12 protein-coding genes are annotated in these 17,926 nt (G+C 60.3%); 8 read left to right on the forward strand and 4 right to left on the reverse strand.

Annotated features, from left to right (window positions below; translation table 11 throughout):
• Window positions 1–308 precede the first annotated feature (308 nt).
• Complete coding sequence (locus tag KDW95_RS00810) at window positions 309–1,403, reverse strand: Rieske 2Fe-2S domain-containing protein (RefSeq protein WP_255854319.1); 1,095 nt, start codon at window positions 1,401–1,403, stop codon at window positions 309–311.
• Between the two features lie 25 nt (window positions 1,404–1,428).
• Window positions 1,429–2,850 (reverse strand): spinster family MFS transporter, encoded by a 1,422-nt coding sequence (locus KDW95_RS00815; protein ID WP_255854320.1) that lies wholly within the window; start codon window positions 2,848–2,850, stop codon window positions 1,429–1,431.
• Between the two features lie 150 nt (window positions 2,851–3,000).
• On the opposite strand from KDW95_RS00815, the gene KDW95_RS00820 reads away from it, so the two are divergent.
• The 7 genes from KDW95_RS00820 (at window position 3,001) to KDW95_RS00850 (ending at window position 12,838) form a co-directional block, all read left to right on the forward strand.
• The gene (locus KDW95_RS00820; protein WP_255854321.1) at window positions 3,001–4,077 is read left to right on the forward strand and encodes an MBL fold metallo-hydrolase; all 1,077 of its coding nucleotides are present in this window, start codon (window positions 3,001–3,003) and stop codon (window positions 4,075–4,077) included.
• Window positions 4,078–4,114: 37 nt separating this feature from the next.
• Complete coding sequence (locus KDW95_RS00825) at window positions 4,115–5,809, forward strand: class I adenylate-forming enzyme family protein (protein WP_255854322.1); 1,695 nt, start codon at window positions 4,115–4,117, stop codon at window positions 5,807–5,809.
• A gap of 252 nt (window positions 5,810–6,061) precedes the next feature.
• Window positions 6,062–7,792 (forward strand): FAD-binding protein, encoded by a 1,731-nt coding sequence (locus tag KDW95_RS00830; RefSeq protein ID WP_255854323.1) that lies wholly within the window; start codon window positions 6,062–6,064, stop codon window positions 7,790–7,792.
• Complete coding sequence (locus tag KDW95_RS00835; RefSeq protein WP_255854324.1) at window positions 7,789–9,522, forward strand: FAD-binding protein; 1,734 nt, start codon at window positions 7,789–7,791, stop codon at window positions 9,520–9,522. Before KDW95_RS00830 ends, KDW95_RS00835 begins: the two co-directional genes overlap by 4 nt.
• Window positions 9,503–10,261, forward strand: coding sequence for an SDR family oxidoreductase (locus KDW95_RS00840; RefSeq protein ID WP_255854325.1), 759 nt, complete (start codon window positions 9,503–9,505; stop codon window positions 10,259–10,261). Before KDW95_RS00835 ends, KDW95_RS00840 begins: the two co-directional genes overlap by 20 nt.
• Before the next feature lies 1 nt (window position 10,262).
• On the forward strand, window positions 10,263–11,870 hold the full coding sequence (locus KDW95_RS00845; RefSeq protein ID WP_255854326.1) for a FadD3 family acyl-CoA ligase: 1,608 nt from the start codon (window positions 10,263–10,265) through the stop codon (window positions 11,868–11,870).
• Between the two features lie 89 nt (window positions 11,871–11,959).
• Window positions 11,960–12,838, forward strand: coding sequence for an SDR family NAD(P)-dependent oxidoreductase (locus KDW95_RS00850; RefSeq protein ID WP_255854327.1), 879 nt, complete (start codon window positions 11,960–11,962; stop codon window positions 12,836–12,838).
• 140 nt (window positions 12,839–12,978) lie between these two features.
• Here the strand turns inward: KDW95_RS00850 and KDW95_RS00855 are convergent, their stop codons facing one another.
• Both KDW95_RS00855 and KDW95_RS00860 read right to left on the reverse strand, forming a co-directional pair.
• On the reverse strand, window positions 12,979–15,435 hold the full coding sequence (locus KDW95_RS00855; protein ID WP_255854328.1) for an efflux RND transporter permease subunit: 2,457 nt from the start codon (window positions 15,433–15,435) through the stop codon (window positions 12,979–12,981).
• A complete protein-coding gene (locus tag KDW95_RS00860) occupies window positions 15,435–16,415 on the reverse strand; it encodes a WD40/YVTN/BNR-like repeat-containing protein (protein WP_255854329.1) in 981 nt (326 codons plus the stop codon). Before KDW95_RS00860 ends, KDW95_RS00855 begins: the two co-directional genes overlap by 1 nt.
• A gap of 274 nt (window positions 16,416–16,689) precedes the next feature.
• Here KDW95_RS00860 and KDW95_RS00865 point away from each other — a divergent pair, with 274 nt between their 5' ends.
• On the forward strand, window positions 16,690–17,916 hold the full coding sequence (locus KDW95_RS00865; RefSeq protein ID WP_255854330.1) for an acyl-CoA dehydrogenase family protein: 1,227 nt from the start codon (window positions 16,690–16,692) through the stop codon (window positions 17,914–17,916).
• The last annotated feature ends 10 nt before the right edge of the window (window positions 17,917–17,926 follow it).

The following is a 17,926-nucleotide window of genomic DNA, read 5'->3' on the forward strand; positions in this document are numbered from 1 at the left end:
ACGGCAATTGGGTTTATTGTTGTTGTACAGGCATTGTTGGGTAACGGGAGGCGGGACAAATCGTCTAAAGAGACTAGTCCTCTTGTTCTGCGGGTTAGTTGTTGCGCCAGGGCGCATGTATGCTGGATCTCAGATCTGTATAAACTCTGAAAATTCGCCTGTTCTCGTGTTTTTTATCGGCTTCTGTTATGGCTTTTTAGCAGCTGTGATAGTGCAAGTGCCGAGGCTCTCGGGCGTGTTTAGCCTGTACGAAAAACGGCCAGAAGGGATAGCTTCTGGCCGTTGTGTAAACGGAATGGTTGCCGGGTTCAGCTTTGAGTATAGGGCTCGGCTCCCCGGGGAACGTACAGACCTTCGCACTTGTCCAGGAATTCGGCTTTGCGCTCACGCGGGTTATAGAATTGCTTGTACCAGATACGTGCCTTCATGAAGGGCCCGTCACTGGGCAGGAACATACCATTGAAGCAGGGCGCCTTGTTGGTCCAGACCTCGAAGTCCTGCTCAAAGGCGAGTCGACTGGAGTGCTGGAACTGGCGTGCTGCGATGCCGTCCTCCACGGTTACCTCGGCGTTGCCGCCAGGCGATTTCACCAGCAGTGCGTGCCAGACACGAATGCTGCCGTCCTCGACCGGTGTGTGGGTAATGAACAGGATCGATTCGTAGTATCCGCTCAGGTAGGAAATCAGCACACCCGGGCCGTGGTAGGTGGTGAGGGTATGCAGTACTGGGCTCTCGCCGTCCGGATTCACCAGGGTGCGGTGCGGGCCGCACTGGCGCTGCGTGGCCAGATGGCCGGAAAATTCGTTCTCGTAGCGTAGCACGGTGGAGCCGTGGATCGGACTCAGATGGCCGTAATCGCAGATATTGTCGATGACTTCCTGTGGGTGCTGTTGCAGCATGCCCAGGTCATCGTATTTCCACTGCACCCAGGACTTGTCGTCCCATTCCGGCAGGGTCGGGTGATCCCACTCGGGTTCGCCGCCTTCGGGATCGTGCCAGACCCAGATAGCGCCCAGGCTTTCCTTGACGGTCCAGGACTTGATACAGGCCGTTTTGGGGATGGGACCCTCGTGGTAGGGAATATCATCACATTGTCCATCCGGGCCAAAACGCCAGGCGTGGTATGGACAGCGAATGCTGTCCCCCTCGATGTTGGTGCCGCCACCGTCGATGATGACGTAGGAAGTGTCGTTCGGTGCGGCCAGGTGAGTTTTCATGTGCGGGCAGTACGCATCGAGCAACACCACCCGGCCGGTCTCGCGACCGCGATACAGTGCGAAGTCACGTCCGAAAAAGCGTACCGCCAGCGGTTTGTGGGTATTGATTTCGTCGGCGGTCGCAATCATGAACCAGCCGCGCGGGAAGGTGAAATCACCGAGGCGATAATCCTGGGATGTTGCCATGGGGAACTCCTTGAGCCTGTTGTTATTACCCGTTTGATTTTGAATAAGCTGTCGGCTCAGGGCATACCCTGTTTGGACTACTCGGATTTTCCGGCTGGGAAAGGGTGTGTGGACTGCTGACTTTGTCTGCATCGAGATGGATCAGGCGACGCTTGTAGGGGCCCAGTGCCAGGAGATAGAGCGCGGCGGCAACGAGCAGCAGGCTCAGTACGGTAACCAGCGCATAACGCAGGCCATCGGGACCCAGGCTCTGGGTGTAATAGTCACTTAGGGTGCCGGAGAGCAGAGGGCCAAAACCCGCGCCCAGCAGGGTCATGAAGAGATTCAGAAAGGCGGCGCCCATGGCGCGCTGCGAGCTGGTCAGCAGATGGCTGATGGCGGTGAACGTCAGGGAGGGCCACCAGCTGTTAAAGAAGGCAAATCCCGCGGCGAACAACATGGCGTAGGGGATACTCATGCCGCCAAGCTGGAAACTGGAGGTCTGTGGCCAGAGCAAAAACGCGATTCCCATCGGCAGGCTGAGCAGGATACCGATCAGCGGCAGGCCAATCTGCCAGCCAGTATTTTTGACAATCAGCTTGTCGCAGAACCAGCCACTGAAAATAGCGCCGCAGGCCGCAAACAGGCCACTGGCGATACCAAACAGAAAGCCCGCCTGTGCCAGCGGCATCTCGTAGGTCCGCAGCAGAAAGGTGGGCGCCCAGATGCCGTAGCCATAGCCGACAACACCGGTGAGACCGCAGGCGAAGCAGAGCAGGACAAAGGAACGCACCTTGAAGATGGCGGCGATCTGCGGTCCCATTTTCTGGCCGGATACGACCTTGGCCTGGCGCTTCTCTTCATCGCTGTCGAAGATTCCACGGCCGGGGTCGCGGGTAAAGATCCAAAGCGTGGCGGCCAGCAGGACCCCGGGAATGCCGAAAAACAGGAAGGTGGCGCGCCAGCCATAGTTCTGGGCGATATAGCCGCCGGCGACCATGGCGATCAGCAGACCCAGCTGTGGCCCTAGCATGAAGATGCTCATGGCCAGAGAGCGGCGCGCCTTGGGATAGAGATCCGACACCAGTGATACCGAAGGCGCCATGCCCCCCGCCTCACCGACGGCCACCGCCATGCGGGCTGCAAGCATCTGCCAGAAACTGGTCGCCATACCACAGGCCATGGTTGCCAGGCTCCAGAGACCGCAGCAGATGGAGATCATCTTGCGCCTGTCGGTGCCCTGATCGGCCATGCGACCCAGCGGAATGCCGAGGATGCCGTACAGCACAGCAAACGCCAGCCCTGTCAGCAGTCCCATCATGGTGTCTGTTGCCTGAAATTCCTGCTTGATCGGCTCCAGCACAATGGCGATCACATTGCGATCAATAAAGGAGAACACATATACCAGTGCCAGCAGGGCAAGGGTCAGGTGACTCCTGGGCGTGACTTGAGGAGAGGGGAGGTGCATGGCAAAGCTCCAATCAGCTTATTGTTGTTGATCACAAGTTACGCGAGTCAGTTATGGCGGCATCGTCCTTTTGGACGTAGTGAGCAGGCGCGAGATCACGTCAGATGGAGGCCTTGAACTGCGTCCCAGTCAATATAACAGGAGATTGTCATGCCGGAATGTGCAAGCGCGACCCAGCTGAGTCAGCGCAAGGCAGCCGAGCGCGATGCGCTGGAGTACCCGTTCGACGTGCCGTCCGGTGCGGGTGCGGTCACGGAAGTCGCGGCCGGCGTGTACTGGGCACGGATCCCGATGCCGATGGCACTGGATCATATCAATGTTTATCTGCTGGCGGATAGCGAGGGCTGGTATCTGGTTGATACCGGCTTGAATACCGACGCGTCCAAGGCCTGCTGGCGACAACTGGCCGAACAGCAGTTTCCCGGGCTACCTCTGAAGGGCGTGATCTGTACTCACTTTCACTATGATCATGCCGGACTTGCCAGCTGGCTGATGCGGGAGTTCGACGCGCCGCTCTATATGACTCATGGCGAGTATTTCACCATGCGTGCCCTGGCCAGCTCCAACGCCGTAGTAAAGGAAGAATCGCAACGTGCATTTTTTGCTCGTGCCGGCATGCAGCCAGAGCAGTTCGATCAGATGTTCAAGGCGCACCGAAAAGATCCTTTCGTACCTGATTTTCCGCCCAGTTTCATACGGCTGCGTGAAGGCGGCCATCTGAGTATCGGCGGGCGCGAGTGGCGAGTCGTTATTGGAGAAGGGCACTCGCCGGAACATGCCTGTCTTTATGCTGCGGACGAGGCGATTCTGCTGGCCGGTGACCAGGTACTGCCCACCATCAGCTCCAATATACTGGTTAGCGATGTTGAACCTGAGGCCAATCCGCTCGAGAACTGGCTGGCTTCCTTGCAGCGGTTGCAGCAGCTATCCCCCGATACATTGGTATTGCCTGCGCACGGCCCCGTGTTTCGGGGGCTGCATACCCGGGTGCAGCAACTGGAGGCACATCATGAGCGTCAGCTTGATACCCTGCTGGAGCGTGCGGACCAGGGCGAGAAATTTACCGCCTATCAGGCAATGGGGTGGCTGTTCCGGCGCGAGTTGAAATCATTTGAATTGATTCTGGGTCTGGGCGAGGCGCTGGCGCATCTGAGCTATTTATGTCGGGCCCGCCGGTTACGTCGGGTTGCCGACGCCCAGGGGCTGGACTGGTACCAGGCCAACTGATTGAATTGTGAGTAAAACAAGAATGGGAGACCCCAAAATGAATGCCATTTCGGAGCAAGCAGTTGACGTTCAGGGGCAACTTACCGCACCGGGCGCGCCTTTCGAGCTGACAGAAGTGAGTACCCCGCACGGGCGCCAGGCCGTCTACCGGAATGCCCCCGAGAGTTTGGTAGAGGTGATTGCTCAGTCCCGGCGTGATGACGACGGCTGTTTTCTCGTTTATCAGAGTGAGCGCTGGAGCTTTCAGCGCTTCTACGCCGAGGTGGATGCCCTGGCATCCTGGATGCATTCTCAGGGTGTAAAGCCGGGGCATCGAGTTGCCATCGCGATGCGCAACCGACCGGAATGGGTTGCGGTCTTTGTCGCTACTGCGCGTCTTGGCGCGGTACCGGCGCCGTTGAACAGTTTCGGTCTTGGCGAGGAACTGCGTAGCGCCCTGGATGATCTGCAAGCGGATATATTGGCCTGTGACAGCGACCGTCTGGAGCGTATCGGTGCAAAAAACATCGGCGCCTCGACGCGGGTATTGTTGGTGGGTGAATCCCCCGCCAATCCGGGTACGGTGCTGTATCCTTATGCCGAGGTTGTCGCGCAACCGGCCGGTGTTTTGCCACAGGTTGATCTGAAACCCGAAGATCCGGCGCTGATCCTGTTTACCTCTGGCGCCACCAGCAAGGCCAAGGCGGTGGTCTCGTCGCAGCGTGCGGTTTGCCAGGCGCTTTACAACATCGACTATATCAGCGCCGTGTCGGTCATGACGTCCCCCGAGGCGCTAGCACGGGTGCAGAAGATGGCACGCGCGCCGGTGATCCTTACGGCGGTGCCGCTGTTTCACGTCAGCGGTCTGCACGCCCAGCTCCTTACTGCACTGCGTACCGGGCGCCGGCTGGTGTTCATGCATAAATGGGACCCGGTCCAGGCAGTGGAGCTGATGGCCATCGAGCAGGTGACGCAATTTAACGGCGCGCCCTCGATGGTGATGCAGCTGCTGCGCGAACCCGGTTTTCATCAAGTGGAGGTCAAAGGCGGTCTTGCTGGCCTGGGCTTCGGTGGTGCCGGTTTGCCGCAGAGCCTGATTGATGAGGTGTTAAATTCACTGCCCGAGCAGCTCGTGGGTATCGGCTATGGCATGACCGAATCCAACGGCGTTGGTGCCGGCATCTCGGGTGACCTGTTCCGTCTGCGTCCGAGCAGCTCCGGGCTGGTGTCGCCGCTGGTGCAGGTGCGTATCGTTGCACCCAATGGTGAGTCATTGCCTGCGGGAGAGAATGGCGAAATTTGCCTTCGCGCGCCGACCCTCATGACCGAGTACCTGAACGACCCGGCAGCCACCGCCGCCGCGCTGCGCGAAGGCTGGCTGCATACCGGTGATCTTGGGCATGTTGATGACAACGGCTGCATCTATATCGTGGACCGCCTCAAGGATGTGATTAACCGGGCCGGTGAGAATATCGCCGCAGCGGAGGTTGAATCCTGTCTGCTGCGCCACCCGCTGGTGCGCGAGGCGGCAGTCTTCGGGGTGCCGGATGATATGACGGGCGAGGCCGTGGTCGCGGCGGTGGCCATCGAGCCGGGTGAGGAGCTGTCTGAGTCTGACCTGCAGGCCTTCGTCGGCGGCATCCTTGCCTCCTACAAGGTCCCCTCGGTCATCTCGGTGCAGCAGGAAAAGCTGGCCCGTAACCCCGCCGGCAAGTTGCTCAAGGCGCAGATCAAGCAGCTAATAGGCTTCTGAATCCGCGTTAACTCACTGCGGTGCCGCCCGGCACCGTGGTTTCCCTATTGGCTGTTGCACTTGTCAGCCTGCTCGAACAATAAACCCTCTGCCTGCTTTTTGTATCGACCCGCCGGGTGAGTAGTCCGGTTTGACGATGCCTGCGGTTGTTCTCCTCTCTCATTATGTCACCTGAATGCCATTGGGTTTGGCGTCGCTGAAGCGGCCTTGCCGGCCGTGCGCGGAGCAAGAATAACAAGGGGGAGTGAGCAGATGACATCACAGGTAACAGTAGCCGACAGTTATGACGTCGTAGTGGTCGGGTCCGGTGCGGGGGCCATGTCTGCCGCGATTTTCGCCGCAGATCAGGAGATGAAGGTTCTTATTGTTGAAAAGAGTGACAAGTATGGCGGCACCTCGGCGCTGTCCGGTGGCGGCATCTGGATCCCCAATAACCATTACTTCAAGGCCATGGGCGGCGACGACAGTTACGATAAGGCGCTGACCTATCTAAAGGCATCGACCGGGGGTGGCGTTGACGAAAAGCGCCTGCATGCCTATCTCGACAACGCGCCCAAGATGATGCAGTACCTGGAAGACAATACCCGTCTGCATTACACCGTCGCTGAAAAGTATCCCGATTACTATCCCCAGCTGCCCGGCGCTATGTCCGGGGGCCGCACCCTGGACCCGGAGCTGTTTGATACCGCCGAGCTGGGCGACGAGGTAGAGAACCTGCGCCCGGCTTCGCCGACAACCCTGCTGATGGGCAAGATCGCCTGGACCGCCCGCCATGCCCACAAGGCCATGGCAAAGGAGCGTGGCTGGCGGTTGATGATCCTCTGGCTGATGCTGCGCTACAAACTTGATTTCAGCTGGCGCCGCAAATCCCGCCGCGACCGTCGCTCAGCCCTGGGTAACGCCCTGGTGGCCTCACTGCGCTGTTCGCTGCTGGACCGTAAGGTCCCGCTCTGGCTCAACACCGATTTCAAGCAGCTGATCGAAACCGATGGCCGTATCAGCGGACTTGTGGTCGAGCGCAATGGCTCGCACCAGATCATTAACGTACGCCACGGCGTGATCCTGGGCTCCGGAGGCTTTGAGCAGAGTCAGACGCTGCGCGACAAGTACCTACCCCAGCCCACGCAGGTGAGCTGGAGTGCGACCCCGCCGGGTAACAACACCGGTGCTGCACTGGAGGCCGGGCAGGCGCTGGGTGCCGCCACCGACCTGTTGGACTGGGCCTGGTGGGCGCCGACCATCAACGTACCCCGGGAGGACAAGGCCCGCGGTGTCTTTGCCGAGCGCGCTTTCCCCGGCGCCATAGTCGTAAACGGGCAGGGCAAGCGCTTCGTCAATGAAGCCGCACCCTACCTGGAGTTTGTCGATGCCATGTACAAGGACAATGAGCGTTCCGGCGGCAAGTCCATCCCGGCCTGGGTCATATTCGATGGCCACTTCCGCTTTAACTATGCCATGGGCCCCCTGATGCCATCCCAGATCATGCCCGATAGCCGGCTGCCCAAAGCCTGGCACCAGACGGTGTACTGGAAGGCGGATTCGCTCGAAGCGCTTGCCGGGCAGATCGATGTGGATGCAGCCGGGCTCCAGGATACCGTGGGGCGCATCAACGGCTTTGCGGCCAGCGGCAAGGATGAGGATTTCCAGCGCGGCGGCAATGTATTCGATCGCTACTACGGCGACAGCAACGTCAAGCCCAACCCTTGTCTGGCGCCGATCAAGAAAGGGCCTTTCTATGCGATGCGTCTGAATGCCGGGGATATCGGCACCAAGGGCGGCTTGCTGACCAACGAGCGCGGCTGTGTCGTGCGTGAAGACGGCTCGGAAATCGAGGGTCTCTACGCCATCGGCAACTGCTCGGCCTCGGTGATGGGTACCAGCTACCCCGGTGCTGGATCTACCCTGGGCCCGGCCATGACCTTTGGCTATATCGCCGTCAACGACCTGGTGCGTCAACGGGATCAGCAGAAGGTGAAGGCATGAGCCACAGCTTCGTAACCGAGATTAGCCCGCCGCTCGTCCTGCAGGATCTGGTTGCGCAGCATTGGGATCATGAGTGTGATGTGCTGGTGGTGGGCTGGGGAGCGGCCGGCGCCAGTGCGGCGATCGAAGCACATGATGGCGGTGCAAGCGTCATCGTGGTGGACCGTTTTCGGGGCGGTGGTGCCAGTGCCAAGAGCGGCGGGGTGGTTTACGCCGGTGGCGGCACCGAGCACCAGCAGCGCGCCGGTTACCAGGATAGTCCCGCTGCGATGCTCGACTATCTCAAACATGAGACCCGCGGCGTGGTGCAGGACAGCACGCTTGAGCGCTTCTGTCGCGACAGTGTTGGCAACCTGCACTGGCTGGAGTCCATGGGCACCCCTTACAACCATGAAATGCCGCCAGGCGGGAAAACATCGTACCCCCAGGATGGCTACTACCTCTACTACTCCGGCAATGAACTGGTCCCCGCCTACCGCGGCGATGCAGCGCCGGCACCCCGTGGGCACCGCACGGTGGGCAAGGGGCATGGAGGTGTTGTGCTCTATTCCCACCTGCAGGAGGCCTGCCGCGCCCGGGGTATATCGAGCCTGGCTCAGTCAGCGGTACGACGGCTGGTGGTCGATGGCGAGGGTGGTCGCGTGATCGGTGCCGAAATCTGGTCGTTGCCTGCTGGCAGCAAGGAAGCCCGGCTGCATGCCAAGTGGGCGCAGCGGGCTGAGAAACTGCAGAACCTGGCCCCCGCCTATTGCAACCGCCTGCGCCTGAAGCTGTCGGCGCTGGAAAAACAATATGCCAAACCGGTGCTGGTGCGGGCGCATCAGGGGGTCATCCTCAGCACCGGCGGTTTTATTTTCAATCGCGACCTGATGCGTGAACATGCACCGCGTTATCGCCGCAACTTCAAGATCGGTGCGACCGGCTGCGATGGCAGCGGGCTGCGCCTGGGGCTGTCAGTTGGGGCGGCAGCCGATCATCTGGGTAACGTATCTGCCTGGCGTTTCATCAATCCGCCGCAGAAATGGCCCAAGGGGATTGCGGTCAACCGTCGCGGTCAGCGTTTCTGCAATGAAGAGGTGTATGGCGCCACCCTCGGTCACGCCATCTGCGAGGACCAGGACGGTGCTGCCTGGCTGATTCTGGACAAAGCCTTGCACCGGCAGTCGATTCGCCAGGCGCTCTTGGGTGGTTACTGGTGGTTTCAGTCGCTACCGGCACTGGTGCTGATGCTGCTGGGAAGCAAAAAGGGCAAAACGCCGGCAGAGCTTGCCCAGCGTATGGGCATGGAGCCGGCCGCACTGGAGGCCTCCATCGCCGCCTATAACCAGGCGATCAGCAGCGGCCAGCCAGATCCCCAGGGAAAATCCGCCGAATCCTGTCAGCCGCTGCGCCAGGGGCCTTTTTATGCGCTGGATATCTCGGTCGGCAGTCCGGTACTACCTCTGGGTGCGCTGACCCTGGGAGGCCTCAAGGTACGGGAGGAGAGCGGACAGGTACTGGCCGGCGACGGCCAGCCCATTCCGGGGCTCTTTGCCGCGGGTCGCGCGGCGGTCGGTATTCCGTCCAATCTTTATGTCAGCGGGCTGTCTCTGGCGGACTGTGTCTTTTCAGGGCGCAGGGCCGGTGTAGCGGCGGCCTGCAGCGAAGCCATTGCTACTGACGAGAGGGCTGTCACGCCCCAACCGCTGACCACCGCACAGGGAGCTGAAAATGACGTATTCAATGGATAACAAGGTTGCTCTGGTCACCGGCGCTGCCGGCGGCGTGGGGCTGGCCGTGGCGCGCGTGCTGGTCGCTGCGGGTGCCCGTGTCATCCTGACCGATTTGCAGACACTTCGCGGCCAGGCCGCCGTGGCTGAGTTGGGTGCCCGAGCTCGCTTCATGACCATGGACGTGGCGGCTGAGAGTGACTGGGACCGAGTCATGACGAGCATCGAAGCGCAGGAGGGGAGGCTGGATATTCTGGTCAACAATGCCGCCATCCTGAAACCCGGCTCTATCGAAAGCACCGCCTACGCGGACTGGCAGCAGCTGCACCGCATCAATGCCGACAGCGTGTTTCTGGGCTGCCAGAAGGGGCTCGGGCTGTTGAAGCAGCAGGGCGGTGCGATTATCAATGTTTCCTCCATCGCGGCACTGGCCGGGCGGCACGACTACCTGGCCTACAGCGCCTCCAAGGGTTCGGTCGCCGCACTGACCCGCTCGGTGGCAGCACATTGCCGACAGCAGAAATACCGGGTGCGTTGCAACTCCGTGCACCCCGATGGCGTACTTACCCCCATGAGTACCGCCGCCTATCCCGAGGGCGCCGACCCTGCCCAGTTCACCATCGACAAGGACCCCATGAACCGCATGTGTCTGCCGGAGGATGTCGCTGCGGCGGTCGCTTTCCTGGCGTCGGATGAGGCGCGTGCAATCAATGGTATCGAGCTGCGAGTCGACAGCGGCCAGTTTATTATGAGTATCTGAAATGAACACAATGCAAGCACAAGTACAGGTTCCGCTGCAGGCAAATACGATTCCGGAGCTGGTGTTTCATGCCTCGCGCCAGTTTGCCGGTCGCCCGGCCATCGAAGACCAGGACGGATGCATAGACTACGGCGACCTTGCCGACCGTGCATTGCAGGTTGCTCGCAGCCTGATGCAGCTTGGAGTGCAGTCGGGGGATCGCGTCGCGGTCTGGGCGCCCAACAGCGCGCGCTGGATTCTGGCCACCCTGGGGTTGCAGATGGCAGGTGCCGTACTGGTACCGATCAATACCCGCATGAAGGCGGCCGAAGCGCGCGACATTATCGAGCGCAGCGGTACCCGGGTGCTGTTTTCGGTGGGGGATTTTCTCGATACCGATTATCCGGCGATGCTGGCCGAGGATTGCACCGCGTTGCTGGACATGACTATCGTTATGAGCCCACGGGCCGGAGCACCGCTGGTTAACTGCCTTGACTGGGACGCCTTTCTTGAGCGAGGTGGTGCCGTCTGCGCGTCAGCGGCCTGGGCGCGTGCAGGTGCGGTGAATGCCGACAGCCTGTCGGATCTGATGTTCACCTCCGGGACGACGGGCAAGCCCAAAGGCGTTATGGGAGCTCATGGTGCGGCGATACGCTCCTTTTCCGAGTTCGTGCGTATTCTGGGGCTGGTGCCGGGAGACCGCTTTTTGGTGGTGAATCCTTTCTTCCATGCTTTTGGCTACAAGGCAGGCTGGCTCAGCTGTCTGTTGTGCGGTGCCACTATCTTGCCGCATCCGGTCTTCGATGCCGACGAGGTACTGGAGCGGATCGAGCGCGACAGGGTCAGCGTACTGCCGGGGCCTCCCACGCTTTATCTATCATTGCTGGCGCATCCGAAGCTGTCGCAGAAGGACCTGAGTTCGTTGCGGGTCGCGTCCACCGGTGCCTCTACCATACCGCCGATTCTGATCGAGCGGATGCAACGCGAACTTGGCTTCAAGGTGGTGACTACCGCCTATGGCCTGACGGAGTGTGGTGGCCTGGCGACGATCTGTGATCCTGCAGATCCGGTAACGACCATCGCTGGCACTAGCGGCCGGGCAATCCCGGGGACCGAAGTCGCCATTCTGGATAGCGGCGGCCAGCGGCTGGCCGCGGGGGAAAACGGCGAGATCTGTATTCGCGGCTTTCATGTGATGCAGGGCTATTTTCAGAACGAAGCTGCCACGGTTGAGGCCATTGATAGCGATGGCTGGCTGCATACCGGCGATATCGGTGCTCTGGATGCCAAGGGTTACCTGCGTATTACCGGTCGCCTGAAGGACATGTTCATCGTTGGCGGTTTCAACTGCTACCCGGCCGAAATCGAAGCGGCGCTGCTGGAGCATCCGGACATTGCCCAGACCGCCGTGATTGGTGTTCCGGATGAACGCATGGGCGAAGTGGGCTGTGCCTATATTGTCCGGCGCCAGGGCAGTGAGCTGGCGGAAAAGGCGCTGATTCAGTGGTCCCGTGAGCATATGGCCAATTACAAGGTGCCCAGGCTGGTGCGTTTCGTTGAATCCTTGCCGGTCAATGCGTCCAACAAGGTCGACAAACTGGCGCTCAAGCGGGACTTCGCCGGCGCCTGAATGCGGGCGGTGCTGTCGTAAACAGGAAAGGGTCGGTGACTGAAGTCACCGGCCCTTTTTGCGTGAGACCAAAAAGTAAGGAAGTACAGATGAGTCATCAGAATTGCAGAATAGCGGTCGTCACCGGCGCCAGTCGAGGCGTCGGTAAAGGGATTGCCATCGCCCTCGGCGGGGCGGGGATGACGGTGTATGTCACCGGCCGTTCCGACACTGAAAGCCTGGTGTGCCTGCGCGGTCAGCGGTTGCCCGGTACCCTGGCCGAAACCGCCGACGCGGTCACCCGCGCCGGCGGCAAAGGCATCGCCGTGCCGTGCGACCATCGGGACGATGTTCAGGTGCGTGAGCTGTTCGCCCGGGTAGAACGCGAACAGGGCCGTCTCGACCTGCTGGTTAACAATGCAATCCAGTTGCACGAAAATTTGATTGATCCCGGTCCATTCTGGAACAAGCCGGTGGAACTGGTCGATCTTCTGGATGTCGGCCTGCGCTCGTCATACATTGCCAGTTATTACGCGGCGCCTCTGCTGCTGCGTACCGGGCGGGGGCTGATTGCCTTCACCTCTTCATACGGGGGAGGCTGCTACATGCACGGCCCGGCGTATGGCGCGCAGAAGGCCGGTGCAGACAAGATGGCAGCGGACATGGCGGTGGACTTCGAGAACACAGGGGTTGCGACTGTTTCGCTCTGGCTTGGGCCGCAGTGTACCGAGCGCTCGGCCATTGCCGCTGTGGCGCGCCCCGATACCTACGCTAAGGTCATGGAATCGGCGGAAACGCCGGAGTTCAACGGTTGTGTGATCCTGGCGCTGCTGGATGACCCGCAACTCGCCGAGCGCTCCGGACAGACATTGATCAGCGCGGAACTGGCACGGAACTACGGTATTACTGAGCGCAATGGCCGACAGCCGCCGAGTTACCGACAGATGCTGGGCGCGCCACACTCACTGCATCCGGCACGAGTCATCTGACAAGAGGACATTCAGCCCGCCGGCGCGTGATATTGCCCTGGCAATACAGTAGGGGCATTCAAGAGGGGCAAGGTCATGGGGCTTGCTATCGGGCGGCCTGAAGGGAAACGATGGCGGAGGAGCCTCCGCCATCGGGTGGATCAGCTGTCACTGGTGGCGATTACCTGGCGGCGTTGCTGCACAGCGGCGGTTGCTTTGGTGGACTTGACTGATGTCGGAGCCGGCTCGGCATCGCTATCAGTGCGTTCTTCGCCTACTTTACTCGGTTGCACATTGAGCCAGCAGGCCAGCGCCGGCAGCAGGAAGATGGCGCCCAGCACATTCACCATGAACATGAATGCCAGCAGTATGCCCATATCAGCCTGGAACTTGAGGGCCGAGAACGCCCAGGTGCCGACGCCGATGGTCATGGTTACGGCGGTGAACACAGCCGCGGTGCCGCGTTGACGCATCGCTTCGTAGAAGGACGTGCGCAGGTCCGTACCCCGCTGCAACGAGTGCTGCATCTGTTCGTAGATATAGATGCCGTAATCGACGCCGACACCCACACCCAGCGCGATCACCGGCAGGGTCGCGACTTTCAGGCCGATGCCCAGTAGCGCCATCAAGGCATTGCACAGGATGGTCACCAGCACCAGCGGGACGATGACACACAGGGCTCCACGCCAGGAGCGGAAGGTCAGCCAGCACAGCAGCGATATGGCGCCGAAGATGGAGGCCAGCATCTGTACTTCGGCCTTCTCGACCGCTTCGTTGGTGGCGGCGGCCACGCCAGCGTTACCGCCGGCCAGGCGGAAGGTCACGCCCTCCACTTGCTGGGTTGCGATAAAGGCTTTTACCTCGCCAAGAACATGCTTGAGTGTCACGTTCTGGTGGTCGTCCAGGTAGACCATCAAGTTGATCACCTTGCACAGTTCGTTGTTCAGTCCGAGCTCCGGGTTGGCGGCACGGCTACCCGAGCGCAGGGCCACTTCCGAGCGTTGCAGCGTACGCCACAGCGGATTGCCCTCATTGTTGCCGGAGACATAGAGCTTGGCCATGCCGGCAACGGTGCTCACCGACTGCACGCCCGGTACGCCGCGCATATGGAAGTCAAAGCGATCGACGGCATTCATCACCTGCCAGTCGAGACAGGCCTCTGACTCGCGATGGGTTTCAACATAGACCGACAGCACATCCATGCCGATGGAGTAGTCGTTAATAATCTTGGCGTTGTCCCGGTTGTAGCGGGAGTCCTCACGCAGCTCGGGTACGCCGGCGCCAACATCACCGGTCAACAGGGCGCGTGACTGCCAGGTGCCTGCTACCAGTAACAGCAGCATGATGCCAAGGCTGAAAAGCGCAGGTCTGGGTTGTGACAGCGCAGAAATGCGCCACCACAGGCGGTGCTTGCCGGTGCTGACATCGGGGGCGTGGAGGGCGATTTTTTCCAGCTTCAGGTGAGACAGGACAATCGGCATAAACACCTTGTTGGTCAGGATCATCAGCGCGACGCCCAGACAGGCGGTGACGCCCAGCTCATGCACGATCGGGATATCGATGACCATGATGACCATAAAGCCCAGGGCATTGGCCAGCAACGCCACCGTGCCGGGAATGGCCAGCTTGCAGAAGGCACGTTCGGCGGCCTCGACGGCACTCTGGCCCGCCAGGACTTCCAGTTTCCAGGCATTGGTCATCTGCACCGCATGGGATACGCCGATGGAGAAGATCAAAAAGGGGACCAGCACAGACATGGGATCAATGCCATAGCCAATCAGCGGCAGGATGCCGAGCAGCCAGACGACCGGCAGCATGGCTACCGTGATCGCCAGCAGTGTCAGTTTGAGCGAGCGCGAGTAGATCCACAGCAGTGCCAGGGTAATGGCGAAGGCCACGGCGAAGAAGATGATCACGGTGACCAGACCATCCATGACATCCCCCATGACCTTGGAGAAACCGATGATCTGCACGTTCAGGTTATCGCCGCTCAGGTCCGCGCGGATCTTTTCCAGATGACGCGCCACGGCAGCGTAATCGGTTTTCGCGCCGGTTTCGGGGTCCAGTTCCAGCAGTTCGGCCTGCACCATGGCCGATCTCAGGTCGTTGGAGACCAGGTTGCCGACCTGTCCGGATTTATGCACGTTTGATCGTACCTGGGCCAGACCTTCGGCGTCTGCGGTAAAGCGCGACGGGATCACGACGCCACCAGTAAAGCCGTATTCCGTTACTTCGATGTAGCGCACTTCGGGGGTAAACAGTGAGCGCACGCTGGTGCGATTGATCCCCGGTGTGAAAAACACCGCATCCGTGGCAGCCCGTAGCTTGTCCAAGAATTCGGCGTTGTAGATGTCACCGTCACCGGTCCATTCCAGGCTGACCATTACGCGATTGGTACCGGTAAATTCGGCGGAATGATCGATAAAGGCTTGCATGTAGTCATGCTTGAGCGGAATCAGCTTGTTGAAACCGGTATCGAACCGGGTCTGCAGTGCCGAGAAGCCCAGCAGGATGGTGATGAACAGAAACAGCAAACCGAGGGGCTTTCTGCCGATGATAAGCACTCGGGCGATGCCATCAACCAGGTTCTGCGTGCCGGTGGAAGGGGTCTTCATCATCAGGCTCCTGCGCGTTGTTCAAGTTGTACGGTGCTGACCTTCGGCATCAGGCCGCTGTCACTGCTCATTAGCAGCTCGCCTGTGCTCAGATGCAGGATATCGGTAATGGACATGCGCCCGGACTTGCTGGAAAAGCGAAACGAACGGCCACGGTCTTCACTCCTGAGCAGGATGCCGCCCTGGCCGGCCAGCAGGATATCGCCATTGGGCAGCTCAGCGTGGGTGAACATCGATGCCGGCAACTCGCCGCCGATGGATGTCCAGCTGGTGCCGTTATCTTCACTGCGAAAGATATTGCCGCGCATGCCATAAATGATCCAGGTGTCCTGATCGAGGTTAAGGCCGCCATAGAAAGAGCCGTTATAAAATTCGGGAACGGTCTCCCAGCTTTCTCCGCCGTCGGTCGAGCGCAGCAGGGTGCCGGCTTCGCCGAGAATCATCCAGGTGCTGAGGTCCTGCGAGGGCAGCAGGGAGTTCAGGTGCCAGTCGGTGCCATTGGGCGGCGGCAGTGTCGACCAGCTCTTGCCATCATCATCGGAAATCAGTGTCAGGGCGAAGGCACCGACGGCCATCCAGATGCCTGAAGGCAGCTGATTGACGCTCAGCAGAGGCTCGCTTTCGGGGTTGAAGGCGGCTTCCTGCCAGCTTTTGCCCCCGTCTGTGGTACGCAGAATCCAGCCTTCATGACCGATCGCGATACCCGTCAACCCGTCCTTGAAGTGCAGGCCTGTAATCAGTGCGTAACGCTGGTGAGACAGCTCTGCCTGGCCCCAGCTTGCTCCCTGATCCATGGAAATCAGGATGTGCCCAAGCTCTCCGGCGGCCACGAGTCCGGCGTCAGTCTGGGTGATGTGGGTCAGGTTCATGTCGGCAATGGGAATCCGGTGCGCCCCCAGGGAAGGTGTATCCCGGTGCGAGAACGCAAAGATACCGGCCAGAGCCACGAGCAGCGAAACAGCAATTCCGACGGGCGTACGCATGGTAAATCTCCTTGGTGTTGAGGCCATCAGGGTTGTGATTGTTATTAAACGAGAGGCCCGAAGCTCGAAGGGTACCTGTCCCATTATTCTCAGTGCCGTGGCAGCGGCATCGTCCAAATGAGCTAGAGGCCGTGGAATGGGTCGGAGTGCCGGGCGTTAGTCCGAATTGACGATGAGAAGCCCTGGCCTGCGTGTAAATCTGGCTGCAGTTGGAGATGGCCGGGTCAGTCGGTCATGCCCCATAAATCTAAAAACAGTCGAGGAGACTCGTACGATGGGCGTGTTTACAGAGAACTTTGTGACAGGGGCCGGTGGCGAAGACTATATGACGCCCGAGGCAGTGCAGTTGATTGAGGCTGCCGAAGCCCTGGTGCCAATACTGGCAGAACGGGCCCGGGCGGCCGAGGAAGCCGGCATGGTGTCTCCCGAGACCGTGCGGGAAATAGGCGAAGCGGGTCTGTTCAGGGTGCTGCAGCCCAAGCGCTGGGGTGGCTTCGAGCTGGATCCGCGCGTCTTCTACCGGGTGCAGATGACGCTGGCCAAGGGTTGCATGTCCACCGCCTGGATCTATGGCGTGATCGGGGTGCACAACTGGCAGCTGCCACTGTTCCCCGAACAGGCGCAGCAGGATGTCTGGGCCGATGGCAAGGGTGGCACGCTGATCGCATCGACCTATATGCCGGTGGGCAAGGCCGAAAAGGTCGAGAGTGGCTACCGCTTCTCGGGCCGCTGGGGCTTCTCAAGTGGCAGTGATCATTGCGAATGGATCTTCCTGGGCGGTCTGTTGCCCAAGCGGGACAACCCGGAGCAGCTTGAGCACACCACCTTCCTGCTGCCGCGCAGTGACTTCCGCATCGAGAAAAACTGGGATGTACACGGTTTGCGGGCAACGGGTAGCCACGACATTGTGGTTGAGGATGTCTTCGTTCCCGAACATCGTACCCAGCGCACCAACAATCACTCCGATGCCGGCTGCCCTGGGCGTGAACTGAATACTGGCTGGGTTTACAGAATACCGTTTACCCAGGTGTTTCAGCGCGCGGTATCGTCGGCCTGTCTGGGGGCGCTGGAAGGCGCGATCAATGTGTTCTGCGATCACGCGAGTGCCCATGTGGGCAAGCATGGTTCGAAAACCGCGGAAGACCCTAATGCCCAGATGGCGGTGGCCGAAGCCCTGGTCGCGGTTGATCAGCAGCGTCTGGTGCTGTTTCGCAATTTTGCGCGCATCGTTGAATGTGCCAAGACGGGCGCAGAAATGCCGGTCGAGGAGCGTCTGCTGCAGCGCGCCCAGTCCTCCCTGGTGCCCAAGGTCTGCGCCGAGCGAGTTGACGACCTGTTGCGCGCCAGCGCAGCCTCCGGTCTGTACCGCTCCAACCCGATCGAGCGCACGTCGCGCGATATTCGCCAGTCCCGTGGCCATATTGCCAACAATGCGGATGCTTACGCGCGCGCACATGGCGCTGTGATGCTGGGTATGCCCAACATGGATCCCTATATCTAACAGGAGTACC

The organism is Marinobacterium rhizophilum, assembly GCF_024397915.1.
Lineage (GTDB): Bacteria > Pseudomonadota > Gammaproteobacteria > Pseudomonadales > Balneatricaceae > Marinobacterium_A > Marinobacterium_A rhizophilum_A.